This window comes from Neobacillus sp. NPDC093182 (genome assembly GCF_044754045.1).
In genome coordinates this window covers 257,803-283,366 of the sequence record NZ_JBIVOI010000005.1, presented here as the reverse complement: position 1 = coordinate 283,366, position 25,564 = coordinate 257,803, and the positions used below count along the sequence as shown (strand labels likewise).

Here is a 25,564-nt window from a genome sequence, read left to right as displayed (position 1 = left end):
AACACTCCTTGATTCAGGGTTAGTCTTTCCCAGTAAACGTAAGCTTTTTACCTTCATTGATTTCACGAATTATGCTAAGGTCAACCTTTGGCTTTCTGTCATAGGTTAAAAGACCATTAATTTCCTGTTCGACATCTGTAATTTGGGTATAACAGAATCCTTGAACGAGCGGTGATTCCAGCAAACTAGAAACAACATGATAATATCGCTCGATAAAATCTTGATCATTTGAGGCAGATGTATAGCCCCATCCTTGCCATTCACTTTTCTGATAGGCAATACCGCCAAACTCCGAAACCATAATGGGCTCACCCTTATAATGAAAGCTAGGGACAAATAAAAAACGGTCTGCAGGTGTAAACTGTAATGTATTTTCAAGCTTGGAATACCTTTCTTTTAAAACTTCCTTTTCACCTTCATAGTCATGAATGGTTAAGACATCTGAAACGGTGTGTTCCCATCCGTCATTTGAAATAACCAGACGCGACTGATCCAATGATTTTGTTAAATAGTACAAACTTACTAAATGATTCGCTTGACGTGGCTCCCTTTTTAATTGAGGAACACCCCAGCTTTCATTAATAGGTACCCAAGCAACAATAGAAGGGTGATTATAATCGCGTTCTATTGCTTCCTGCCATTCAGACGAAATCCGTTTTATGGCTTTGTCGGTAAACGTATGGCTGTTAGCCATTTCACCCCAGACAAGAATTCCTAAGTGATCTGCCCAATATAGATAACGAGGCTCCTCGACCTTTTGATGTTTCCTCACTCCGTTAAATCCCATTTCTTTCGTTAATTCGATATCTCTCTTTACATCTTCATCCGTTGGGGCGGTTAGTAGACTAGCAGGATAATATCCTTGATCTAGAACCAGTTTCATATAATAAGGCTTATTGTTTAATTCAATTTTTCCCTTATTAATAGAAATTTTTCTCATCCCAAAATAGCTTTCAACTTTATCAACAATCTCATTTTCTACTTTTAAACAGAGTTTAATTGTATAAAGAAATGGTTGTTCCGGGCTCCAAAGTTTTCCGTTACCGCTCTCGAAATCCTTCAACAAAACCACTTGTTTATTCTTGCGTTGAACAAGATTTACTTTACAAGACTCTTTTGCAACAACTAAATCTTGAGAATAGATTTCTATTTCTAGCTCTTGTTTTTCTGATTGATTCTGAATAAGATATTCAACCGTTACTTCACCTGTATCGATGTTGGGTGTTAGTTTTACTCTTTCAATGAAAGAGTGATTTACTGGCTCCAACCATACCGTTTGCCAAATGCCGGTTGTTCGGGTATAAAATATCCCTTCAGGTTCCTCCTCCCAGTATTGTTTTCCACGTGGCTGCTCCAAGTCGGTTGATACATCTTCTACCCTTATAACAACTTTATTTAATCCGTCTATTAAAGTATCTGTTATATCAGTAAAAAACGATGTATGCCCTCCTTCATGAGAAGTAACAAACTTTCCATTGACCCAGACAGCTGCACGATAATCAACGGCACCAAAGTGAAGATGTATTTGTTTCCCCCGCCACTTTTCCGGAATCATAAATGTTCTTTCATACCAAACAACATCATGGAACTCACTTGTATGAATTCCGCTTAGTTTCGATTGAAATGCATATGGAACCGTAATTTCTTGTTGAAAATCATGATTTACATACCACTCTTCTTTTAAACCAATATTACGATCATCAAATTCAAAGTTCCATTGTCCGTTTAGATTTAACCACTCATTTCGTTTAAAATTAGGTCTTGGATATTCCGGTCTAGGAATCATATTAGTCATCGAATTTTCTCCTCGCACATTATTTGTTTAAGAGTGTCTACATTAATCGAAAGACTTTCATAAGGATCCCGTTCAAATTCCTCCTGCTCAACCGTGAACCACTTAACACCAACTTTATTCCCAAGCTTTATAAGTGAAGCAAAATCAAGATGGCCTCTTCCTACTTCAATACCAGTCTTTTTACCATTAACAATTTTCATATCTTTAATATGCAGGGACACGATACGACTTTTATATTTTTGAATGATTTCTAACGGGTCTTGATCCGCGAAGCTAGCCCAATAACAATCTAATTCCATTTTCACTAAATCAGGGTCTGTGTGACCAAATAGCAGATCAAATCCCGTTTCGCTTCCAAACTGTTCAAATTCAAATGCATGGTTATGATAGCCAAAAGTAAAACCTGCCATTTTACATGTTTCACCAATTTGATTCAGTGTCTCTGCTGTTTTCTTATAATCATCAGCTGTCTGTCTCATTTCCTTTGGAAGTGCAGGACAAATAAGTAAGTTATTATCAATTGCAATATTGTATTCAAATGTCCTCTTTAATTCATCATCTAATAGCTTCTCGATCCCTACATGTGCCCCTGCAACTAAAATTCCATTTTCTTTTAATACATTTTGTAGTTTGTCAGCTGGAGTATGATAAAAGCCCGCAAATTGGATTGCTTCGTATCCAAGCTCTGCCACTTTTTGGATCGTTCCTAAAAAATCTTTTTCGGCATCCTTCCACACAGAAAATAATTGCAAGCCAATTTTACTCAATGGAAATTCCCCCTATTTATTAAATAAGAGGCGACTTAATGGAATAACTGCCGCCCCTTATTTTTATAATTTTCAGTTAAACTTGAACATGTTCACTTAATTTGACAGCCTCACTTTTGGCTGCTGATTCGTATAGACCGTTGATGATTTGTTGGAGATAGACGCCTTGTTTAGCGGTACTTAATGGTGTTGTATCTTCTAAACATGGTTTCTGATAGGTTACACCAAACACGGTATCCGGTTCTGGATAACCCATTAATAGTTTGGAATATGTGCATGCTTTGCGATGCCGCCCGCTCCGATAATCCCTACTCTTAATGTGTTCCCCATTTTTCTTTTCCTCCGATTCAAACTCTTTGTTTATCTATTATAATTTCAGCTATCTCCACTCTTCGGCCTTGATCCTGAGATAGCATTGCTGCCTGATTGATTAACGTTAACCCTTGAACATCAGTATCCGTAATGGTTGGTACTGTTTCATCAATGATTGAAATTACCCATTGCTCCATCGGCATCGGAAGTGCGTCTGGCAGCCTTTCAGGGGCATTCCATCCCTCACCTGCCTGTTTAGAATTTAAGCGAATCTTATTATCTTCTATTAATAAAGCTCCCTCAGTCCCATACAGTTCCAGCTGGAAAGGGCTGCGTCCTGAAAGAAATCCCGTTTCGATCGTTCCTAAAGCACCGTTTTCATATTCAATAATAGCGACGGAATTATCATCCACTTCATAGCCAGATTGTTTTTGTAACCTAGCTGTCACAGCTTTTACTGGTCCTGCAAGGCGATTGGTTAAATATATCGGGTGCGCCCCTAGGTCAATAAATGCACCACCACCGCATTCCTCTTTATTAAAAAAGTGTTTAGGAAGCCATCCGTTTGGATTTCCCTCAAAGGGAACACCACCATTATGTGCTAATCGACAGCGAATATAAGTCAGTTTCCCTAATAACCCTTCATCGATAACTTGCTGGGCATATAAATAGTAATTTTCAGTTAGCCGGGGCAAAGAAACCATCAATTTTACATTGTTTTTTTGGACTTCCTCATAAATCTCTTTACAATCTTCCACCGTAAAAGCCAGTACTTTTTCAGTAAAAATATGTTTTTTATTTTTTGCCGAAAGAAGTATGATCTCTTTGTGAAGGTTTGTTGGCGTATCTACAATGACTGCCTCAATCTCCGGGTTAGATAAAACCTTCATTAAATCTTGTTCAAAAGGAACACCGAGCTTTCTTGCCCACTCTTTCCCACGTTCGGCATTTTCATCCCAGACTACTTTGATTTCCAGATGTTTATTTTGATTTGCTTGATGTGCATAATCGTCAGCATGAACATGCCATTTACTTAATAAAGCAACATTTACCATTGAGTAACCTCCTTTTGCATGTTGATTTTATTTAATAGTATGTTAATTTCATAGAAGTCAGGGGAAAAAACAAACTAGCTGCTTTATCCCCTCACTTCCTTTCTACCCAGAGAAAGTATCATCTGATAAAGGTACTACAATTACTTCCACACCTCTTTTTTCAATTTCCTTTAGGATTTCTTTATCAGCAAGGTCACTGGTAATAAACATATCTGCTTGATCAAAAGAGCAAAAAGGAGTTAAACCTGCTCTTTGAAGTTTGCTGTGGTCAGCCACAACAACAATCTTTTGTCCCGCAGAAACCATCGCCCGTTTTATTTCCGCATCATACAAATCAGAGCTTGTAAACCCATGCCTTAATGAAATTCCAGCTGTCCCAAGGAACACATAATCAGCATTGTAGTTTTGTAATTCAGTCTCTACCTGCGGCCCAACAAGACTCATTGAATTCTTCCTAAGTTTCCCGCCTAATAGGTAGATAGAGGCCGTTTCATCCTTGCTGCATTCCTCAGCAACGTTCATAGCATTGGATATAATCGTCAAGTTACTTTTATCTGGCAAGTTTTTCCCTACATACCAGGTTGTCGATCCTGCATCAAAAATAATTGTTTGTCCCTCTTTTATCAATTGGGCTGCTGCCTTACCAATTAACTCTTTCTCACGAGAATATTGCAATTTTCTTTTATCCACAGGAGGAATTAAGAATTGGTTTTCGGTCTCCTCTATTAAGACTGCTCCACCGTAGTTTTTCTCGGCAAGGCCTTCTTTTTCAAGCTGGTTCAAATCCCGCCGGATTGTTTCTTCTGATACATGCAGTAAATCAACAAGATCAGAAACTTTTACACTCTTATTTTTTATTAATAGCTCTTTTATTAACTTACGGCGCTGCGACACAATCATGTACTTTACTCCTCTTGTCTTAAGTAAGTGCTCATTAGACATTCTTATTCTTCCCATTCCAGTAAATTATTTTCCATTACTAGTTCGGATGAATCTTTTGGAATACGGAATGTCTTTATTTCTGACGGCTTAAATTTAGTATTTATTTTTCGGTTCCATTTAGGAAGAGAAATGATGGCCGTAGTTTCCTCATTTGCTGTTTCATAGGCACGCACAATAAGATCCTCATTGTCCTCCGCTTGCTTTATGACACTTACTATGACATTCTCAACATCAACAGACAAGAAAGAATCTTTTTGTGGAAGTGAACCTTTATGATAGGTTTCAATAATGCTAATTGGTTTTTGGTTCAATTCGGCTGCACGTTTTACAGTTCCAGCTGTTTCCCAATTTCCTTCATGCGGCAGCATGGAGTAAGTGAATCTTTGAATTCCCTGGTCAATAAATGAATAATATCGGTCTTCTTCCGGTACTAGCGGGTCATGATGTGCATAAATCGGGCTGCGAAGGACCGTCATACTCATTTCTTTGTTATGGATATCGAAGCTGTATTTGCCGTCATTTAGTAAGCTGAAGCCGTATACTTCGCCTGTTGATGGATGAGTTCCAGAAGTATCAATCCAGTTTTGTCCAGGCTCTTCTTCTCCATTGCCCTCTCTAACAATGTGCCCATAAGGAATTTCATAGGTTGATTTTCTAAAGATAAGATCGGCAGGGAATTTAAGCTTCAGTGCTTTAAATTGTTCCTGCCAGTTTATTGTACAATGGACATCAATCTGGTTTAACTCCTTATACATGGTAAAGTCTTGCACGAGTGTCGATTTTCCATATTCACTGATAACGCGAATGACTGATTTTACCGGACCATGTTCCACCAGTTTCACGCTGGTTGCCTTGAAGGTGCCTGCTTCTCCATTAAACTGAAGAACATTATGCGACCATGTGTCGCTATGATCATTAATGACGACTGGTCTTGCTGCTGGCCCTCCTAGTATTTCCAGGTGCTTTTGTTTATCAAATATGCTCGTGACAAATCCGGTTAGTTGATCGATTACAACTCGAAAATGGTGATTTTCCATGCTAGTGTCACTTGCCTTGATGGATGTAAATTCTTTACCAGTTTCACGTTGAACGATTTTATATACTCGGTATCCCATTGAAGGAAGCTTGGCAATAAAGCTGATGCGAGAACGGCCCCCAGCTGTTGCCTGCGATTGAACCACTTGCATCGGAACTTGATTTCCCTCTTCATCTACTAAAATATCCTCCGGCTTTAATCCGCCTATTTCTTGTTCAACATTTACAGTACTGTTCCACGAATGAGGATTAAAGATAACAATCGGTTTCATCCCTTTTTCTTCTTCTATATCAATTCTCCAAGACATAGATTGAATCGCATAGTTAACACCCCGTTTAGCAATCGACATTGCCTCTCCGTGCATATCCCGGGCATCCTCATATGCTGCTTCTATACTTGTCCCTGCTAAAATGTCATGGAATTGATTGAATAATACATTTTTCCATGCCTGTTTATATTCAGAAGCCGGATATTTTTGTCCTGTAATCCAATCTGCTAGTGCCGAGAATTTCTCAGCTTTAATCAGGGCATTTTCTGCCTCACGGTTCCATTTTTTAATTCCCGAATGAACAGAATAGCATCCACTTGCATGGTGCTGAAGGTCATCATGAACAACCGGGAACGGAAGATTCTTTACCATGAGTTCATCAAAAAATTTATTTACTGTGCTAAACACAAGCGTTGGATATGACGGATTTTCATTTAATTGTTTAATGCTTTCAATATTTTCCTTCGTTGGACCACCGCCATGGTTACCAACACCGTAAAATGTCATTAAATCATTAAATGGTGCTTTTAATTCTCCCGCATTTCTACGTATATGTTTTTCAACATCCTTGCCCCATGTACAATATTCAAATGGAATACGATAGGCTAAAACGCGTGAGCCGTCATCTGATTCCCACCAGAACAACCTTCCTGGAAGTCCTTTTTCCTGCGGGCTTGGACGCATAAAAATATAATAATCCATGCCGCTTTTCTTTAATATTTGAGGAAGCATACCATGATGTCCAAAACTATCAACATTATAGCCAACCTTTGCGGTTACCCCAAATTTCTCTTGGAAATAACGCTGTCCATAAAGACCTTGGCGTACAAACGACTCCCCGCTCGGAAGATTGCAATCCGGCTGAATCCACCAGCCGCCGACAATTTCCCACCGGCCTTCTTGAATACGCTGTTTGATTTCTTCAAACATCTCAGGCTCATTGTTTTCAATCCATTCATAATTAGCGGCGGAACTATTCGTGAACACGAAATCTGGATACTCCTTCATCCGATCGAGCGCAGACCTAAATGTTGCTTTTGTTTCCTGAAATCCTTCCTGCCATTGCCATAGCCATACGGGGTCAAGATGGGCATTTCCAATCATATGTAAGGTTTTCTCTTTTGTTTTCGGCAATTGTTTTTCCATCATCGAAATATTTTTTTCAGTCATTTTTTGCACCTCCTAAAATTGGCAGATCCTTTATCGTTATAAGTGCTTCTGCATGCTGGCCGAAACGACGCTTGCCTACCGTGAGATCCACTGCAATTCGTTCCCTGTATCCCGTGTATCCTTTCGGAATTGTAATGGATGTTGTAAATTGTGAGGCTTCATTGCCAGGCAGCTTCATATAGAATTCTCTTTTATTGATTTCCCAACTGACTGGCGTAATCATTTTCGCAATGATCTCGTTTTCTTCTGGGAACGGGTTCTTTATTTCAACGGTTACTGAAAAAGTTTGCCCTGACTGTACCTCTGTCTGGTATGGCTGTATGGACGCCCCAAAGCCTTCCGCCCCAAAATCCAGTTCACCTAAAGGCAAAAGGTCTTTATGGAGCTGTTCAAGCACCTTCCCTTTTTCTTCGATTTGCAAAAGAAATTCCTCAGTTACTACGATTGGATCCCAATGTCCAGAAATAATAAGGTTTGGTTTAACAGACTTATAGAGTTCAGCACTGTCAATGTAGTCCGATATTCTGAATCGGTTATGGTACACATAATTGAATTGGCCATTTTCACCTTGATATTGGTCTCCAATTGCAAGAACTTTTTTCCCATCTACGACAAATTCAATAGCAGCCGCATATAGTGTATGCCCTGCCTGCTCATAAACAATAAAGTCAAACTCTTCCCACTTAAATATTTGGTTTAACGGCAGCTGTTTATCCACTTTTATCGGATCATACCACACACACGGCAAATCATATTTTTTAGGGTTTTCCAAAACTTCTGCCACGTTTTCAGGGCACCAAACCTCAGTTCCTTCTACATCCCGCAATAGGTTTATTCCCGCCACATGATCATCATGAAAATGGGTTGGAATGACAACATCAATTTTTTCAACCCCGTACTGTTCCTTTAACCTTGAAAGAGAATATAACCAAGGTCTTCTTGAAGCCCTGTCACTCCCAGATCCGATTCCGCCAATAAAATCGTAACCAAAGTCAATAAACAGCGCTTTGCCGCTTTTCGATAAAACGACATAGGCATTGGACATGCTTGTGCAGTTTTGCAATAAATGAGGTGTAATGGCTTGATATGGATTTTCCCGCAATTTAAATAATCTTGGATTTTGCTTTCTTTGTTCCATTAATACTGCATAACGCTCAATAAGGAGTTCCATAGCTGAGGATGGCTCCTCCATTATTTGCCCATGAGAGGGGAGAAGCAAATCAGGTTCCCGATCTTTTAAATCCAATAGCGAAAGCACACTTAAAGCAATACCCTCACCACCGTTGTACGACCATTGTGTAGCTGCTAACGACCAAACCTTTCCAGGGGCATATATCAAATCACCTGTAAACGCTGTCTTCTTATCGTCAATTTCCGCTATTATGGTAATGGAACCGATTGAATGGCCAGGGCTGGGAATAATCGTGAACTTGATCCCGTTTATAATATGTGTAGAATAATCTTTTAATGTTTTATACACTGTTACAGATTGAAGGAGTGAAAAACGGTCCTGTCTCATATTGTAGTTGTTATTAATTTCCCTAGCCAGCCAGTGTTCATCGATATGATGAAATAAATCTTGTTCATTATGTGGTACCCAGATTCGGATCCCTTCCTTAACAGCAACAGGAAGCCCCTGGCACTGATCCCGGTGGTGATGGGTCATGAAAACATCTGTTACAATCTCAATCCCGATTGTATCAAGATGCTTGAGAACATTTCCATCCCCAAAGTCAATTAAGACCGCCTTTTCTTCGGTCTTAATCACGTATACATTACATGTATCTTCATATAAGTAAAGATTTGTTGAGATTTTCTTCATCACAATATGAATGTCCCCTTTTCCTCAAAGACTTTTGACTCAACGTACTCAATCAATGGGAATAGGACGTTCCCAGCATACCGCTTTGGATGTTTCCGTACCTCACCAGCCGACTCCTGCAGCCAGTTGAGTGGAGACCTAATGTCCTCATTGTTCTCCATTGCCCTTAAAACGTCGATCGCCCTTCTTCCTGCCCACGCCCAGCCTTCCATTAGTTCTATCCATTGGACCAGATTATTGCGCAAAGCATAATTGGTCATTCTGAATTTAAGTTGGTATCCCGCTTCGTCTAGTTCGTTCAGGTAATCATAAAGATTCTGAACATCATGGCTAACAGATGGTTTTTCACCTGATTGAAGGGCGCATAAGGCTTTTGAAGTTAGCTGCTCCAATGATGCTGCCTCCGGATAATCGAGGCATGAATACAGGCAATTTTCAGCAAACAGACGTAAAGCCTCGTAGTTTTCCTCACCACCAATTGTTTTTAGGGCATGTTCCCATGATGTCCACGGGTCATATTCCTTGGGGTGGTTGAAAAAATCCGCGAATGTTAGCAAAGCAATTTTCGATGCTTCTGCCTGGCTCATCGTATTGACAATAAACCCTTTACACACTTTTGTAATAGACGCTTCGCGGCCGCTGATAGGACCGATATGCATTTCACTAGTCATAGCTAAATCATTAACAGGGTAGTTATCCCAAATAATCGGCTTTCTTTGGACCGCCGCTGCAAAGTCAGCAGCATTTTGTTCCGAAATTGTTTTCGAACAAATTTCAGGCCCTGTATAAAAGATGTCAATTTCTTTGTTTAATCCTTTACCCAGTTCATGAATATAGTCGCTGAATGGCGCTATACCATGATAATCAGTTGGACAGAGAGAGAACCTGCACGTTTTATCAAGTGTTTTTAACCAAAGAATCAATCGATTGGCAACATGAACATGTGCTTCGGCATAACTGGTGAACATTTGCCGTTCTTCCTCATGATGAAATTCCGCAGCTATGTCATCTAGCATGATCATAAAATTTCTGACACCAATTTCATAAAATGCTTTAAATTTTTCCGTAATTAATTGGAAATCCTCTTCCGATGCATAATTAATTGAAACACCCGACCCAATACTGTAGGAGAAATCTACTCCAATGTTCCTTGAATGAGCAACTGTTTTAGCAAACTGTTCCATAATGAAATCAGGATAAGGCTCCCGCCAGCGGGCGCGATGCTGGCGGTCATTTTTCGGTCCATATATGAATAGATTAAATCCATGATCCGCAATAAAGGAGATTAAATCATTTCGCTCAGGAGCTGTGTAAAATAATCCATAAAATCCTTCAATAACCCCTCTAATAGGGAAAGGGGATTGGGTCATCCGAAAAACCTCCTTTAAAAGATAAACTGCTCTGCATATCTAGAGCGTTTTCTTTGCTTCTATAAAAGACCTTCCTATTTATGCCTGAAAGCTTTCTGCCTGTTCAGCACTTCCAAGAAAGTACTGAATTTTTTCAATTACTGCTGCCTCAACTGCATCTTGAGCAATTTCTAACTGCTCCTTTGAAAGTGCTTTGCACTCCTCGTTTGTCATTCTCTCTTTTCTTCCAAGGGCGTTTAGAAGTGCAAGTTCTAAATCGGTTGCGATATTAACTTTACTTATTCCGCCATTTGGAAGCTTTGTCGCCTCTTTAATCATTTCAGATGGTACACCAGATCCTCCGTGGAGAACTAAATGAACCGGGGTTAATTTTCTGATTGCCTTTAAGCGGTCAACGTCGACCTTTGGCTGTTTGACTAGATAGACACCATGTGCCGTTCCGACCGAAACAGCCAGCGCATCACAGCCTGTCTCGTTCACAAATTGCAACGCTTCTTCCGGATCGGTGTAAAGCTCTTCATCTTTGTCAGTTTCTACAAAATCAGTTGTTCCGATTTTTCCTAGCTCCGCTTCGACAGAAACACCTTTTGCATGGGCAAATTCAACTACTTCTTTACTAATGGCAATATTTTCATCCAGCTCTTTTTCAGAAGCATCAATCATAACAGAAGTAAACCCAGCTTCAATCGTATCCTCAATAACAGAAAAATTCTTTGTATGGTCAAGATGAAGAACGACTGGCACCGTGATTTTCTCTTCCTCCATTGCCTTGTAAAATTCTTCTCCAAATTCAAACGGTGTAATGCCATAGCGAATTAATTCTTTTTCGGATATTTGGACAATCAAAGGAGATTTTGTCTTTTCCCCTGCTCGTAAAACCGGACGAATCATTGGTGTATATCGTGGTGAGAAAGAACCGATTGCATAGCCCTTTTTTTCAGCTTCTACTAAAACTTCTTTTAACGGCAGTACATTTAATAGATTACTATTCTTTGCCATAAACCTTGTCCCCCTTTGATTTGTTTTTCATTTAAACCGTCTTGCGAAAACTTTGATAAAAGTTCCGCAAATGTAGTTGAAGTCCCATATACCCTTCTTCGTACAAACGTTTATATTCATGATGAAGCTGCTGATTTGGTGCTAATTCTTTAGGATTAGTAAATTGGATTGCTTTTGCAGCTTCCTCTTCGTTTTTATATATACCTGAGCAAATCCCTGCTGTAATTGCGGCTCCAAGCAGGGTCGCTTCATTTATTTCGGGAATGGTCAAATGGCAGTTTGTAATGTCTGATTTTATTTGCATCCAGTAATGGTTTTTTGTCCCTCCGCCAACAGAAATCATTTGATTAATAGGTTGTCCCACCATTCTTTCAGCTGATCTGCGAATCGATTCCAGTTCATATGCAGTTCCCTCCATCATCGCTTTCAAAAGATCTTCACGTTTATGAGATGTCTTGAGACCGATGAAAGCTGCTCTTGCAAACGGGTCGGGCTGAGGGGAACCACTCCCTGATAAGTATGGATAGTATAAAATACCGGACGGCCCCTCTATTGATTTGGCTGATAGACTCATAATTTCATCATAGGACATTTTTTGATCAGAAAACTGCTCTCTAAACCATTCAATTGAACCTCCGGAGGCTGAAATTCCTCCCATCCAAAAGAATCTGCCCTTCACGACATGACATCCAAACGTAATACCTGATGCAAATTCCATTTCCGTAAGCTGTTTTTTCTCTAACGCTCCTACAAGTGTTTCAGCGGTACCGATAGAATCAAATACACTTCCAGGAGTGATAGCACCGACGGCAAGGGCAGCTACGAGGTGGTCATGACCTGCAACTGTAACAGGTAACCCTCGGGGTATTCCAAGCTCCTCCAACTCTTTCGACAGAGTTACTCCCATTTTTGTTCCGCTTGGCAAGGCTTCGGGAAATAATTGGTCCGGAAGATTGAAATGCCTAATCCAGTCCTGGTCCCATGCATGTTGATCAATCCGAAACGCATATGTTCTTGCCGCCAAAGAATAGTCTGTTGCAAAATTCCCGGTAAGCATATAGGCAATAAAATCTGAAGCTGACAGCCAGACTGCCCCGTCCAAAATGTCTGCTTGCTGCTTTTTTAACCGTATTATTTTTGCAAGCCCATATTTATAACTATTATGGAGACCGGTTTTCTGAAAGCGATGTAAAGGGTTATCCTCATTGGAAATTTCCTCCGATTCGGCTTCAGCACACCGGCTGAACCATGGAATGAAATGAGTCCTTGGTTTTCCTGTCTGCCTGTCCACCAGCAGCCCAGTTTCTGCCATACTTGTAATGCCGATAGCAGACACTTTTTCATCACAGCAGGGGATCACTTCCTTTAAACAACCTGTAATATTTCCCCAGATTTCTTCAGGCAAATAATACGGTTCTCCTTGCTTGGTATAATGGGCAATGGTTGGGCGGACAGCTATCTGAATAACGGTTCCATTATCTTTAAACACCCCTGCCTTACAATGAGTAGTCCCAATATCAATCCCAAGTAATGCCATTAATTAAACAATTCCTTCCTTTAAAATTCCATTAGGTTCAAATTATCCCTTAGATCCAGCTGTTAAGTTCATTCCTTCAATAAAGTAACGCTGGAAGAAGAAGAAAATCGTGATAACCGGAAGTAATACCATAAGCGAACCTGCCATCAAAAAGTTCCATTGTGTATCATTTTGACCTTTGAATATTTGTAATCCCAATTGCAGCGTATAGAGAGACTCGTCATTTATGTATAATAGTGGACCAAGAAAATCATTCCATGCTCCGTTAAAAGAAAAAATGGCAACAGTGGCAATCGCAGGTTTTGCCAGTGGAATGAAAATTTTCCACCATATATAAAGATGATTAGCTCCATCAATTTTAGCTGCTTCAATTAATTCATTCGGTATCGTCAAAAAGAACTGTCTAAGCAAGAAAATATTAAAGGCACTTCCAAAGAAAGCAGGGAGAATTAACGGTAAATAGGTGTTTAACCATCCCAGCTTTGCGTAAATCACATATTGTGGAACTAATGTAACAAATCCGGGAATCATCATCGTTGCAAGGACGCATGCGAACAAAACATTCCGGCCTTTAAAATGGATTTTTGCAAATCCGTAAGCAATAAACGAGTTGGCCACAACATTTCCGATTACAACAAAAAAAGTAATAAACAGAGTGTTCAAGGTATATTGCAAAAAGGGGCCTTTTTGCAATGTTATTAAATAGTTTTCCCAATGCCATTCTTTCGGTAAAAAGGTTGGCGGATAGGTCATGATTTCTTTCATATCTTTCAAAGAGGTGGCGATCATCCACCAGATCGGGGATAAAATTAACAGGCTTCCTAAAATGAGAATGATTAGAACAATGGTCTGACCAGTTTTTTTCTTGAAATTCGCACTTTTAAAATAATTTTCCTTTGTTTGGGCTGCTGTACTCATTTCCGATCCTCCCCTTCATAATGAACCCAGCGTGGGGCAATCTTTAGGTTGAAAACTGTTAACACAAGGATAATGATGAATAGTACCCATGACATCGCCATCGCGTAACCCATATCGAAAACCTCAAACGCTTTGTTCCACATATGCAAATTGAAGAATACCAGTGAATTGGCTGGTCCTCCATCTCCACTCTCACTCATTACGTAGGCTTCTTGGAAAATCTGGAAGGCGCCAATTGTACTCGTCACAAGATCAAAAAAGATAACTGGGGTAATCATTGGCAATGTAATATGGAAAAACTTTCTAAACGAGCTTGCCCCATCAATCTCAGCTGCTTCATATAAGGACGGTGATACACCTTGAAGGCTTGCTAAGTACAAAAGCATTCCGCCGCCGACACTCCACATTTTCATGAAAATCAGTGCGTTCTTTGTCCAGGAAGGATCTGTCAGCCAAGCAGGACCTTCAACCCCTACAAAACCAAGCAGGGTGTTTACCAATCCTGAAGAAGGACTTAAAAGCTGCATCCATAGTAAATATACGCCTACACCGGATAAAACAGCTGGTAAATAAAAAATGGTTCGAAATACTCGCATCCCCTTTATTCCCTGATTTAAAAGAACAGCAAGCAGGACAGCACCCGCCGTTGTTAACGGAACAGAGATTACAACAAAGTAAAGTGTATTTTTCAGTGACAGCCAAATGATCGGGTCATTTGTGAACATTTTTTTGAAGTTATCGAGACCGATAAAATCCATTTTTGAAGTGATGTTGAAATTAGTAAAGCTTCCATAGAGGGAAAATAACAGTGGTCCAGCCATAAAAAAAAGAAAACCAATAATCCACGGTGCAATAAAAAGATAACCTTGTAATCCTTCTTTTCTCTGTAATGACGACTTTGCATTTTGTTTTTTATATTTCTTTGTTATCTCTGGTTTACTTAATACAATTCGTTCCATCTCGTTCATCCCCTCGTCCAAGGTTAAACAATCAGGGAGCGAATTGACGTCACTCCCTGAATAATTTACTATTACTTTTTGTTAGATTTAACCAATTCTTCTACTGCTTTTTGTGCTGCATTCAATCCTTCTTTAGGGGATTTTTTTCCTAATAGAACGGCTTCAAGTTCAGGCTGAATCAAATTGATATAATCAGGTGCTTCGATAGGTGTTGGAGTAAGTAAAGTTTGTTTCATATTTTCAGTTGCTCCAGAATAAACCATCTTTCCTTCTTCTGAAAACTCTGCACTGCCAGCTGCTTTTTCAGCTGCTTCTTTGTTCGCTACAATATCAAAGTTTTTAACAGCCCAGTATTCCTGTGCCTGAACATCTGTTAAATACTTCAAGAATTCCCATGCTTCATCAGGATGTTTTGCTCCTTTAGGAATTTCAGCGACAAAGCCCCCGCCCCAGCTTGTATTACCGCTTCCTTCTTCCATTGCTGGCAGAGGTGCAACACCAAAGTTCATACCTTCACCGTAATCTCTTATTTTCGTGTAGAAGTTTGCATTATCAGTAGTAATAGCTAATTTACCTGCAACAAATGGATCTGCAGTTTGTTCACCAAACTCAGCCTTAAAGCTGTTGATCGTTTTATCACCGTAATAGTCATAATAGTTTTTCATCCACGTTAAGGCTTCTACGTTTGTTTCATCATTGATAATTGCCTTTTTTGCATCAAAATCCCAGTAGCCTTTTCCATCAGCATTGATCATCCAAACATCTGCTCCAATTCCCTGGTTTGGCAGATAACCGATTCTTTCGTACTTATCCCCTTTTTTCACATCAAGTTTTTTACCCATTTCTTCTAACTCTGCCCATGTTTTCGGAGGTGTATTAGGGTCAAGGCCAGCTTCTTCAAACATATCCTTATTCCAGAACATTAAACGTGTATCTGTGTTGAAAGGAAGTGCGTATGGGTCCCCCTCATACAAACTTGCATTATACAATTCTGGGTAGAAGCGATCCTTCACTTCTGGATCCTGCTTTAAATATTTTGCAAGATTAGTATTTTGGTTGTTTTGCGCACGGTGTCCAACTGCGTTAATGTCGTTAATGATTAAGTCTGCAGGATTTCCTGCTGCGATTGAAGCTAAGTTCTTAGTCCAAACATCTCCCCATGGAAGATATGTATGTTTAACTTCAATTTTATCCTGCGATTTATTGAAATCATCGATAATTTTTTCAATGATTGGCCTGCGTGTTTCAGAACCCCAAAAGGTCCAGAAATCGATAACAACTTTTTCACCGTCTTTAGTATTTCCACTTGACTTTGTCGCTCCGGATTCCTTGCTTGAACAGCCCGCAAGGATTAAAGAGAAGCTTATTGCCAGAATTAACAGCGACACTAATGTTTTTCTTACTGTCTTCATTCATTTTCCCCCTAAATAAATTATTCTTTTTTGGTCACAATCCTCACAAACTGGTGATCTGTAATTGTAAACTTTACTCCCTCCATTAATTTTTTCTCAGAGGCATATGGAATTATATCGTTTCTTGGTGTCTTGGTTGACGTTTATTGTGGGATGTTGTGGACTCATTACTATTATTATATGAATACGCTTTCATGTCAATTGATTTTTGAAAATTCTATCAATCTTTTTGACCGCTTCATTAAAATAAACAAAAAATAGTTCAAACGCTTAATCTACCGCTATTTCCGGCAGCCCATTAATGATAAAATGTGCAGAAATTGTGCTGATTAAAGCTATTAAGCTCGCAAATAGTAATATTCCAACGCCCGTAGCAAACATAACTAGCAACAAAACCAACAAAAAGCCACATGACATCAAAAATGTGATAACAGGATTACGGACTCCTAGCATAAAAGAAAAAAATAGGGTTTTATACCACGGGAACTGATAGCGCAGAAAAACAGGAAAGCTATAGGACACGGCAATTAAAAATAATAAGCTAAACAACAATAATCCATAGCGAATGGTCACAAAGATATCAGAAACCGCATTTCTTAGAATCAGCAGATCTAAAAATAGCAACCCGCCAATCAGCACAATGGAAAGTCCGAGCGAATAGCTTTTTAGAAATAATCTCTTAAACTCACGGAAATAGACTTTAAAATCTGGCTTATGATGATCTTCCCTAACCCATTTGTCCATTACGCTGAACATCGAAGCTGTTGCTGGGATCACGGTAATGACTGGTAATGAAAACAATATCCAGATTGCGTTTAAATATAATAGTCTCCACAGCCACTCCATTAAAAAAGTAAGCGCTCTACCCAAATCACTCTCTCCTTTACATGTAATCAAAGAGAATGCCGGCGAATACCTTTTAAGCAGTCTCGGCACTCTCTGACACCGTTCCTATTTAACTATTTACCTTTTTATCAGCTTCAAGGACCTCCAGTGCTTCGAGGGCAACTGATAGAGATTGAATACTGTCTTTATAGGTTGCTAGCACGAATTCAGGATTTTTTTCTTCAATGGCCTTCGCGAATGCTTCCAGTTCAAGCTGATATAGTCCATTTTCCTCCGCTTCGAAGAACACTTCTACACCCTCCACCTTTCCGCTTACACTTCCTTTAACAAGATCAAGTGTTAAATGCAGCTGGTCGGAAATCAGTTCTATTTGCGTAAATACATCCGGATAGGTCCAAGTATGGGTATGATTTTGTAATATTCCATTTTGGTATTTCATCAAAAGGGTAAAGCTATCCTCAACCGTAAAGTCCCCGCCTTTTTGGACAACCAGATTGCCTTGATAACCAGTTACTCGCTCTACTTCCCCAAGCAGATAGCGGGAGAGATCAAAGATATGAATCGCCTGATCAAATACAGGCCCACCTGAAATTTCTTTATTAAAAAACCAGCGCGGCCAGTTTGGACGAAGTGCTAAACCATCCAGCATGGCACTGCGGACCCATGCAACCCTTTTGCCTTTAATAAGTTTTTTTAAGTAGGCAACAGCAGGACTGTATCGGTACATAAAGCCAACACTGTTAATGACCCCAGTTCGATCTAATATTTCATCGACTTTTTTAGCCATCTCAAGATTTTTCGCAGGCGGTTTTTCTATAAAACAATGGATCCCCCGTTCCGCTGCTTCACGGACAAGAAACTCCCGCACTTCTGGGGGTGTACATATTATGACTCCATCAGGCTTACTCTCCTCAAGCATTTTCACATAATTAGTAAAACCCTTCACACCAAATTTATTTGCGGCTTTTAAGAGGGTTTCTTCATTTAATTCACAAACACCAACAACTTCAATTCCAGCTATTTTCTGCATCGTACTTAAATGCCCCTGGCCTTGCCATCCTGTACCAACTACTGCAATCCGTACCATCAGTTCACTCCTCATCGTTTTTTTGTTAAAAGGTATTTAAAGCATAACTGACTGGGAATCAGACTTGCTTTCATCTATTAAACTCTTAACCCATTGAAGTGCACTGGCGCAGTCATCAGTTGGATCATACTCCCCTGCTTCCTGCTCGATTGATACCGTCTTGTCATAGCCAATATCTTTTAGGGCATAAACACACTCAGCAATACCGGCAATTCCAGTTCCAAGTGCGACAGGATTATGCATGCCTGATTCCCTTACATCTTTTAAATGTACATTAAGTAAGGAATCCTTTAATTGCAGAATCGCTTCAGAGGCAGAAAAGTCCTGTGTTCCATACCACCCTGTATCAACAACCGCACCAAGTAAGTCTCCATAATCACCGATGATCGCCTTGATTTCATCAGGATGCTTTTCTGGATGGTTTTCAACGCCCACCTTGATTCCAAATTCATTACATAGACTATATATGACTGGAGCTGACTCTTTGGAAATACCGCTTGTAATCAAGTCAATTCCTAGCATTTTGGCTGTCTCAAAACACAGTCTTGTCCACCTTGGATAACGGATTGGGTCGCCGAGCGAACAAGAATAAGAATAGACGCTTAAGCCATAGCTCTGCCAAATTTTCTTTAATTCTTCTGCAAAATATGGAGTCATAAATTTAGGAAAAGCATGTCCCATCCATAATTCGATATTTTGAAACTCCGCACCTCGAATATCACGGCAAATGCGTTCAAATTCTGCTAAGCTAAAGGTTTCAATTACTTTGCGCTCAGCTTCTCCCCATGCATCCATACTTGATTGGTAGTTCGTTGCACGGGCAAAATAATTTGCAGTTTGAAAGCCAATAATCATTATGAACACCTCTATAATATTTATCCGGAAAATGTCCCCGCTGTTACAATCCGGTGGTACGCATTTCTTCCTAAAGCACCTTCAGGCATTTTCCATGGTGCCTCGTGGTTAAGCCTCTCAACTTCTATCTCTTCCAATCTATCAATCTCACCATTAAGCCACTGATCAATTCGATACTCCGCGGATTCTAATCGTGAGAGTATTCCTCCATAGCGGATATCAATAATTTCCCAGCCAAAAGGTTTCATGGTTGAAAACCATAAAGAACGGTGAAGCTTACGTAAATCATCTACCATATTTCGTAATGTTTGCAGTTCACCTTTAAGGGTTGTTAATCTTTGTTTATCATTTTTATCAAAGGCACTCTTTAATTTGACGCCTATGTCTGCTTTAAGACTCAATACATGAGCCAGCTGGGTATAAAAACTAAAAATTCCTGCCCAGCTTGTATTCCGGTCTTTCGCTTGTTCCAAGCGTGAAGCCAAATTTTCATAATGTTTACTTAACGGCAAGGAACGAATATTCTCATCATATAAACCGAGTAAAACATCCTGCCATAACAAAAATTTAGATGGATGTGATTCATGCAGGTTATCCTTTGAAACACCAGGTGTCTCATCGAATTCATTTAAGGTAAGAAAGTCATCCCAATTGCCGCCTGTGCAAAAATTGAACCGTTTGGCTAATTTCTCTTGACTCACTTCACTGGCATAACCGTGTTCGGCAAACAACTGTAGGCCAGCCAATCCGGTAAATGGATGTGTTTCTGCTCCATTATCGCCCCACATGGTTGCGAATACTTCACGGATTCCTTCTTTTTTACAAGCTTCTAAAGCCGCATTCGTTGTAACGATTGTTTTTCCATAGTTCGGAGCAATGCCATTCCATGTCCATACGCCCCCGGCGAAGATCGGCTCTGATCCAAATTCTTTATGTTTTCTCAAGAATGTTCGGTAAAATTCTTCATCCGTATGATAATAATCCCAATAAACAAATTGAACATTTTTTGGCATAGATTCAATAACGTCCTCTGGGATGTTAGCATTTAAATCATAGTAATTTCCTGATTTGGAACCGAGTCGAAAATACATATCACTCCAAATCATCGGTTTTAAGGCTAACTTTTCAACCAGTGATACCACCCTGTGAAGATGCTTATTCATAATATCAAAGCGTTTTTGATATCCATGCTCCTCCAAATATTTCCCTAAGCCAAGCTGGTGCGCTTCGTCCATCCCAATATGGATACGCTTACTTCGGAATGGTCGTGAGGCAGCATTTATCAACTCTTCAAGAAATTCATAGGTTTCTTCACTATCTGCTAATAAAATATCAGCGGTATCTCTTATTTTTGCTGCATAATTCCATTTCAGTGCCTCTGTTAAATGGGCGAGTGTTTGAATACATGGAATCATTTCAATGCCGAAATGATGTGCATAGTCATCACATGCTTGTAATTCCTGCGCGGTATATCGGCCCCGCATATAACCGAAATATGGATATTTCTCAACAGTAAAGGTATCCTCTGTGTACATCATGACAATATTCAAACCCATTAAAGCCATTTTTCGTAACAGGGTATGAATCCCGTCTACGGTCATTACGGCATTACGCGAGCAATCCACCATAACACCATTTGTTTTAAATTGGGGCTCTTCAGTTATTTCAAATTGATTACTTTCCTCAAACTCCTGCAGCCACAATCCTAATGCACGAAAAAAGTGTATTTTTTCTTGATAGCGGATTACTCCATGGTCTTTCTGGCAGGCAGCCATTAATGGACCCTTTATTTGTTCCACAGAGATAGGAATTCCATCTTTAGATTGCTGAATATCCAGCTCTCTACAAATAATCTCTAATCCTTGTTCAAGCCCCTGCAAATCACCACTAAAATTAATATTCATCGTAACACCTACAATTCAAACCAATGGTTTTGATTCAGTTTCTTGTACCAGAAATAGCTATCTTTTTTCGTTCGCTTCAATGTATGATAATCAACATGAACAAGACCGAACCTCATACTATAGCCATAGGACCATTCATAATTATCCATCAATGACCAAATACAGTAGCCTTTTAAATTCACACCTGATGATAGCGCACGACTAATCTGTGTTAAGTGCTGCTTTAAGTATTTGATTCGTTTATCATCACAAACACGACCGTCGACTGGATCCTGATTATAAGTTGCACCATTTTCTGTGATGTAGATTGGTACATCGCCATATTTATTTTTTATATCCATCAACACCTTGTAAAAGGCATCCGCATAGATGGTAAACCCGATGTCGGTTTTATCAAATAAACCATCCAGATGTTCACAATCAAACGTTCCATTTCCTTCTTTATATCTCGATACCGTTCCAGTATAAAAATTGATTCCTAAAATATCGGCAGGCTGCGAAATGATTTCCATATCGCCTTCTTGAATATTTACTTTTGCCCCTTTTTTTGCAAACCAATCTACTAAAATTTGCGGATAGCTTCCTTTAAATACAGGGTCTAAAAACCACTCCATAAACCATGCTGAGATTCGCTTACAAGCCTCAACATCTTCTGGTTGATTGCTAAAAGGTTCATACCATGTAACATTTGGTGCAAAACCAATTTCTCCAGGAATACCAAGTTCTTTAAATCGCTTTACAGCTCGTCCATGAGCCAGCAAAAGGTGATGGGCAACATCAAGTGAAGTTTGGAGATCTTTTTCCCCTGGAGCCTGCTCGCCAACGAAATATCCTAAAAAGGAAACACACCAGGGTTCATTAATCGTTAACCAAGATTTTATTTTCCCAGAAAACTGACGGAATAATAAATCGGAATACTCAACAAATGCCTCAATTGTTTGTCGATTCTTCCAACCGCCTTCATCTTGGAGAGCTTGCGGTAAATCCCAATGATAGATGGTACAAAGTGGTTCAATTCCGTTTTCTAATAGCTTATCGACAAACTGATGATAGTGATCCAGCCCTTTTTGATTGACTTCACCTCTTCCGTTTGGAAAAATTCTTGGCCATGCAATGGAGAAACGATAAGTATTCACACCTAACTCTTTTAATAATGCAATATCTTCGTCCATACGATGATAGCTGTCACAAGCAGTATCACCATTGTCTCCATTTAGGACCATACCAGGAATTCGGCTATAGGTATCCCATATAGACATACCTCTGCCATCTTCGTTATAGGCACCTTCAATTTGATAAGATGCTGTCGACACGCCAAAACGAAAATCTTTAGGAAAAGAAATGATTGCCATGATTTTTTAACCCCTTTCTTCAATAACGATTTATATTCTTCTGGAGATGGCTTCATTTTCGATAGCCTGATCCGTAATTAGGATATATGGCTGAGGCTGGAGACGATTCATATTCTTCTTGAGCCAGTCACTCCACCTTTTTTGGTCTTTTTTAAGGCCGAGTCCGCTTAGTCGTTTTAATTCTGTATACGCCTGCTTACTAAGTAAGGAACGTACATCATCAAGATAGTTAATTAATATTTCATATCCTTCAGAACTACCGCACCGTGCTAATGCCCTTCCGTTAGCTAATTCAAGGAGGGCTCTTCTCTCTAAGAAAAAGTCTGCTTGATGCCCCTCATAACAATACTGATTTCTTAATGCTGGAATTGCTAGCAGCTGCTTAAGGAATGGAATTGCATCCACATCACCTAATTTTTCAGCACCAACACAAAGTGCATGAATATAGTAAAAAATCCCCCACATTTTATCTGTAAAGTCTTCTTCAGATGGATTTAGTAAATCAGCCACTCGCTGCCAAACCTTAATAGACCGTTTATCTCTTGTTAATCCTAATGAGTAGAGTAAATAACACACATCTGGCATTGCCCCATGGTCAGGCGGCATTGTAACGTATAATATATCCGCTGTCCGTTTAGGAAGCTGTTCCCCTTGAAGCATGTTCATTATTTCTGAGATTAAGGTTGGTACTCCAGTTGGTGACCCATACATGGCTAATGCTTGAGCGATTCGCACCTTACGAGTACCTTCTGCTCCGGCATATGCTTTTTCAAGGAAAGGAATGATGCGTTTCCCCACTGTAGAAATTTCAACAAATGGTATTCGTTGTTGATAGATTTCATTCATACGCATATTCGAATATTCATAGAGAGGCTCATCGACCTCAATGGAATCAATCAGTGCAATTAATTGTTCATTAGAATATTGAAGGGGCTCAGTAGTTCTTGTCAAAATTTGTTCAGGAAGCAAGCCCTCGTTCACAATTCTCTTCTGTAAAATCAAATATTCTATTTGTCTAGGAAATTTATTTTCCTTCACAGCCATCGAAGCAGCTATTGCTGCAATTCCACCAAGATTCTCTAAATCCGATTGCATTCGAATCGCTGGCAGTGCATCATGTGTAGCAGATATCGCTTTACCAACTACTAAAATCCCATCCAAGCCTTTTGGTAACAACATTCTGTAGGGGATTTCGATTTCAAGGTTCGGTGGAATCAAACCAGCATGTAACCAGTTTGCCTCGCTAATCCCTTTCATATCATGGTTACTGAAATGAATATTAATAACATCATGCCAGCTCCGTTGCAGCAATTGATCACTCATATTCATCACAACATCACCAATGATATGGCGGCTTTCACGAGGCGCTACATAGATTCCGTGATCATGACAGCCCTTAACATCAACACTCCATCGTCTTCTTCCAGCAAGAATCGCCCTTGTGTAGTCCTGAATATCGGACACATTCACCATACTCGTAAAATTATTTTGTAATTTTCCTGGTGTGTTATATTGAGCGAGGGAATACCACATCGTAACGTGATCACGAGCAGCACCATAGACAAATTCGGCCCCTGCAAAAGCTGCAAGATCACCATCACCGGTTGCATCAATCACACAGTCAGCTAATAGAGAGCATGCTCCCCATCTTGTCGCGATCATACTTCCGCATACACGAGTCCCTTTTGTAATTGCTCCGAAGGTAATCGTATTGAACAGCATTTCAATTCCTAAACGGTCAACTAATTCTAACAGCGCATACTTTTTTGCTTCAATATTCCATTTATGACCCTTATAGTTGATTCTTTTTTGAACATCATGGACGAGTTTCGTTATCTTCTCCGCATAACCATGGCGCTTCCCAAACCAATAGCTGTCAACTCCACCGAATGTACCTGTTCCCCCAAGCCCAGGATTGAGGTCAACAAGGATGGTGTTCATTCCTTCCTCTGCAGATACAATCGCTGCAGCACCACCACTAGAGCCGCCGCCGGCAACAAGCACCTGGGCTCTTTTAGAAAGGAAGACTTGTTGAGTAGGAACGTTCCCGAAATCAAGACTCTTTTCTAAAAAATCAACCGGAATTCTCACTTCATACTCAGCAATACCTTCAGAAGTAACACCTTTAACTTGAATTACCTGCTGATTTATCATTGAGAACTCTGTTACAAATTCCGCAAACTGTTCGCCAAAGGCTGCTGCCTTTACTGGATCAAGCCAATTCGTATTATTATTTTCATATAGGTCTTTATAAAAACTCCACACGTTGGGATGGTTAACTGCTAATTTTTCAAGATATAAATTTGGAGCAGTCTCTTTGTCCATACAATATGGACCCTTTAATTCATATGAACTTGCAGATAACAACGCTTTACTGAACGCTGGGACCTCCTGAATTAAATATTCGCTAAGCGAGATTCCTAGTTTTTGGGCGGTTATTTCACGAATGCGATTTCCTTCTAAACTGTTTTCAGCCTCTAAACACATTTGGTATTCCACATAGACATGACCATTCTCATGATAACCAGCATAAAGGTTAATCTTATTTTCCTTTATGTTTAAATCTATTGGAACGGATATTTCTGCTTGGTCAATCGCTTGGACATTCGTAAACTCTAAAACTCGCTTATAGAACCTCTGCTCTTTTTCACCGGCAGATTTCAAAACTTCTCCGGTTAAAAAGGTAGTGATAGCCGTTTCCGTTGCATCGACAATTCCTTTACAGCGGATCAGCTGCCGTCCAGATTTATTGGCAATCACCAATCCATTCCAATCAGCTTCAAAGCGAGTGATAGTGATTGGCAGTGAACTATACAATAATTCGACACCAGCAGCAACTAACAGATCCTCGAGATGAATTTTCAATTGATCAATCTGAAAAACTATTATTCCATTCTGGGCAGGTTTCCCGCAAGCATTTACACAAGAGTCAATTAACTGGGATTTTGTTGTATGAGATTGCTCAATCCAAGGGCTAAGTGCAGCGGTCATTTCACTGCCTAAATAGGTTCTTGATTCCACCACCATTACACGTTTACCTTGCTTGGCAAATTGCAGTGCACTCGTAATACCTGCAAAGGAGCCACCGAGTATGACGGCATCGACTTCTGCTAATATAGGAATATCACCGGCAGGCAATTGAGGTTTTTTCACATTCA

General features: G+C 39.8%; 19 protein-coding genes. All 19 read right to left on the bottom strand.

What is annotated here, in order from left to right; translation table 11 throughout:
* Positions 1–19 precede the first annotated feature (19 nt).
* The gene (locus ACIQAA_RS12090; RefSeq protein ID WP_402619437.1) at positions 20–1,795 is read right to left on the bottom strand and encodes a glycoside hydrolase family 2 protein; all 1,776 of its coding nucleotides are present in this window, start codon (positions 1,793–1,795) and stop codon (positions 20–22) included.
* Complete coding sequence (locus tag ACIQAA_RS12085) at positions 1,792–2,562, bottom strand: sugar phosphate isomerase/epimerase family protein (protein ID WP_402619434.1); 771 nt, start codon at positions 2,560–2,562, stop codon at positions 1,792–1,794. The genes ACIQAA_RS12090 and ACIQAA_RS12085 overlap by 4 nt, the downstream gene beginning before the upstream one ends.
* A 76-nt stretch (positions 2,563–2,638) precedes the next feature.
* Positions 2,639–2,818, bottom strand: coding sequence for a hypothetical protein (locus tag ACIQAA_RS12080; RefSeq protein WP_402619432.1), 180 nt, complete (start codon positions 2,816–2,818; stop codon positions 2,639–2,641).
* 91 nt (positions 2,819–2,909) lie between these two features.
* Positions 2,910–3,929 (bottom strand): Gfo/Idh/MocA family protein, encoded by a 1,020-nt coding sequence (locus ACIQAA_RS12075; RefSeq protein ID WP_402619429.1) that lies wholly within the window; start codon positions 3,927–3,929, stop codon positions 2,910–2,912.
* Positions 3,930–4,031: 102 nt separating this feature from the next.
* Complete coding sequence (locus ACIQAA_RS12070; RefSeq protein WP_402619426.1) at positions 4,032–4,871, bottom strand: DeoR/GlpR family DNA-binding transcription regulator; 840 nt, start codon at positions 4,869–4,871, stop codon at positions 4,032–4,034.
* 2 nt (positions 4,872–4,873) lie between these two features.
* Positions 4,874–7,345, bottom strand: coding sequence for an alpha-mannosidase (locus ACIQAA_RS12065; RefSeq protein ID WP_402619423.1), 2,472 nt, complete (start codon positions 7,343–7,345; stop codon positions 4,874–4,876).
* Positions 7,338–9,167: an MBL fold metallo-hydrolase gene (locus ACIQAA_RS12060; protein ID WP_402619552.1), complete on the bottom strand. Its 1,830-nt coding sequence runs from the start codon at positions 9,165–9,167 to the stop codon at positions 7,338–7,340. The genes ACIQAA_RS12065 and ACIQAA_RS12060 overlap by 8 nt, the downstream gene beginning before the upstream one ends.
* Positions 9,167–10,537 (bottom strand): protein O-GlcNAcase, encoded by a 1,371-nt coding sequence (locus ACIQAA_RS12055; RefSeq protein ID WP_402619420.1) that lies wholly within the window; start codon positions 10,535–10,537, stop codon positions 9,167–9,169. The genes ACIQAA_RS12060 and ACIQAA_RS12055 overlap by 1 nt, the downstream gene beginning before the upstream one ends.
* A gap of 78 nt (positions 10,538–10,615) precedes the next feature.
* Positions 10,616–11,536: a class II fructose-bisphosphate aldolase gene (locus tag ACIQAA_RS12050; RefSeq protein WP_402619417.1), complete on the bottom strand. Its 921-nt coding sequence runs from the start codon at positions 11,534–11,536 to the stop codon at positions 10,616–10,618.
* Between the two features lie 31 nt (positions 11,537–11,567).
* Complete coding sequence (locus tag ACIQAA_RS12045) at positions 11,568–13,073, bottom strand: FGGY-family carbohydrate kinase (RefSeq protein ID WP_402619414.1); 1,506 nt, start codon at positions 13,071–13,073, stop codon at positions 11,568–11,570.
* A gap of 42 nt (positions 13,074–13,115) precedes the next feature.
* On the bottom strand, positions 13,116–13,991 hold the full coding sequence (locus ACIQAA_RS12040) for a carbohydrate ABC transporter permease (protein WP_402619410.1): 876 nt from the start codon (positions 13,989–13,991) through the stop codon (positions 13,116–13,118).
* Positions 13,988–14,950, bottom strand: coding sequence for a carbohydrate ABC transporter permease (locus ACIQAA_RS12035; protein ID WP_402619407.1), 963 nt, complete (start codon positions 14,948–14,950; stop codon positions 13,988–13,990). The genes ACIQAA_RS12040 and ACIQAA_RS12035 overlap by 4 nt, the downstream gene beginning before the upstream one ends.
* Positions 14,951–15,021: 71 nt before the next feature.
* On the bottom strand, positions 15,022–16,362 hold the full coding sequence (locus ACIQAA_RS12030; protein ID WP_402619404.1) for an ABC transporter substrate-binding protein: 1,341 nt from the start codon (positions 16,360–16,362) through the stop codon (positions 15,022–15,024).
* A 270-nt stretch (positions 16,363–16,632) separates the two neighbouring features.
* A complete protein-coding gene (locus ACIQAA_RS12025; RefSeq protein WP_402619401.1) occupies positions 16,633–17,232 on the bottom strand; it encodes a YesL family protein in 600 nt (199 codons plus the stop codon).
* A gap of 85 nt (positions 17,233–17,317) precedes the next feature.
* The gene (locus ACIQAA_RS12020) at positions 17,318–18,295 is read right to left on the bottom strand and encodes a Gfo/Idh/MocA family protein (RefSeq protein WP_402619398.1); all 978 of its coding nucleotides are present in this window, start codon (positions 18,293–18,295) and stop codon (positions 17,318–17,320) included.
* 36 nt (positions 18,296–18,331) lie between these two features.
* Complete coding sequence (locus ACIQAA_RS12015) at positions 18,332–19,150, bottom strand: sugar phosphate isomerase/epimerase family protein (protein ID WP_402619395.1); 819 nt, start codon at positions 19,148–19,150, stop codon at positions 18,332–18,334.
* Between the two features lie 20 nt (positions 19,151–19,170).
* A complete protein-coding gene (locus tag ACIQAA_RS12010; protein WP_402619392.1) occupies positions 19,171–21,054 on the bottom strand; it encodes a beta-N-acetylhexosaminidase in 1,884 nt (627 codons plus the stop codon).
* Positions 21,055–21,062: 8 nt separating this feature from the next.
* Positions 21,063–22,406: a GH1 family beta-glucosidase gene (locus ACIQAA_RS12005; RefSeq protein WP_402619389.1), complete on the bottom strand. Its 1,344-nt coding sequence runs from the start codon at positions 22,404–22,406 to the stop codon at positions 21,063–21,065.
* A 30-nt stretch (positions 22,407–22,436) separates the two neighbouring features.
* Complete coding sequence (locus ACIQAA_RS12000; RefSeq protein WP_402619386.1) at positions 22,437–25,559, bottom strand: FAD-dependent oxidoreductase; 3,123 nt, start codon at positions 25,557–25,559, stop codon at positions 22,437–22,439.
* Positions 25,560–25,564: the final 5 nt, after the last annotated feature.

Excerpts from the sequence above, each read along its gene's own strand:
- ACIQAA_RS12090 (WP_402619437.1), bottom strand. The coding sequence starts at position 1,795 with ATGACTAATATGATTCCTAGACCGGAATATCCAAGACCTAATTTTAAA.
- ACIQAA_RS12080 (WP_402619432.1), bottom strand. The coding sequence starts at position 2,818 with ATGGGTTATCCAGAACCGGATACCGTGTTTGGTGTAACCTATCAGAAA.
- ACIQAA_RS12075 (WP_402619429.1), bottom strand. The coding sequence starts at position 3,929 with ATGGTAAATGTTGCTTTATTAAGTAAATGGCATGTTCATGCTGACGAT.
- ACIQAA_RS12070 (WP_402619426.1), bottom strand. The coding sequence starts at position 4,871 with ATGTCTAATGAGCACTTACTTAAGACAAGAGGAGTAAAGTACATGATT.
- ACIQAA_RS12065 (WP_402619423.1), bottom strand. The coding sequence starts at position 7,345 with ATGACTGAAAAAAATATTTCGATGATGGAAAAACAATTGCCGAAAACA.
- ACIQAA_RS12060 (WP_402619552.1), bottom strand. The coding sequence starts at position 9,167 with ATGAAGAAAATCTCAACAAATCTTTACTTATATGAAGATACATGTAAT.
- ACIQAA_RS12055 (WP_402619420.1), bottom strand. The coding sequence starts at position 10,537 with ATGACCCAATCCCCTTTCCCTATTAGAGGGGTTATTGAAGGATTTTAT.
- ACIQAA_RS12050 (WP_402619417.1), bottom strand. The coding sequence starts at position 11,536 with ATGGCAAAGAATAGTAATCTATTAAATGTACTGCCGTTAAAAGAAGTT.
- ACIQAA_RS12045 (WP_402619414.1), bottom strand. The coding sequence starts at position 13,073 with ATGGCATTACTTGGGATTGATATTGGGACTACTCATTGTAAGGCAGGG.
- ACIQAA_RS12040 (WP_402619410.1), bottom strand. The coding sequence starts at position 13,991 with ATGAGTACAGCAGCCCAAACAAAGGAAAATTATTTTAAAAGTGCGAAT.
- ACIQAA_RS12035 (WP_402619407.1), bottom strand. The coding sequence starts at position 14,950 with ATGGAACGAATTGTATTAAGTAAACCAGAGATAACAAAGAAATATAAA.
- ACIQAA_RS12030 (WP_402619404.1), bottom strand. The coding sequence starts at position 16,362 with ATGAAGACAGTAAGAAAAACATTAGTGTCGCTGTTAATTCTGGCAATA.
- ACIQAA_RS12020 (WP_402619398.1), bottom strand. The coding sequence starts at position 18,295 with ATGGTACGGATTGCAGTAGTTGGTACAGGATGGCAAGGCCAGGGGCAT.
- ACIQAA_RS12015 (WP_402619395.1), bottom strand. The coding sequence starts at position 19,150 with ATGATTATTGGCTTTCAAACTGCAAATTATTTTGCCCGTGCAACGAAC.
- ACIQAA_RS12010 (WP_402619392.1), bottom strand. The coding sequence starts at position 21,054 with ATGAATATTAATTTTAGTGGTGATTTGCAGGGGCTTGAACAAGGATTA.
- ACIQAA_RS12005 (WP_402619389.1), bottom strand. The coding sequence starts at position 22,406 with ATGGCAATCATTTCTTTTCCTAAAGATTTTCGTTTTGGCGTGTCGACA.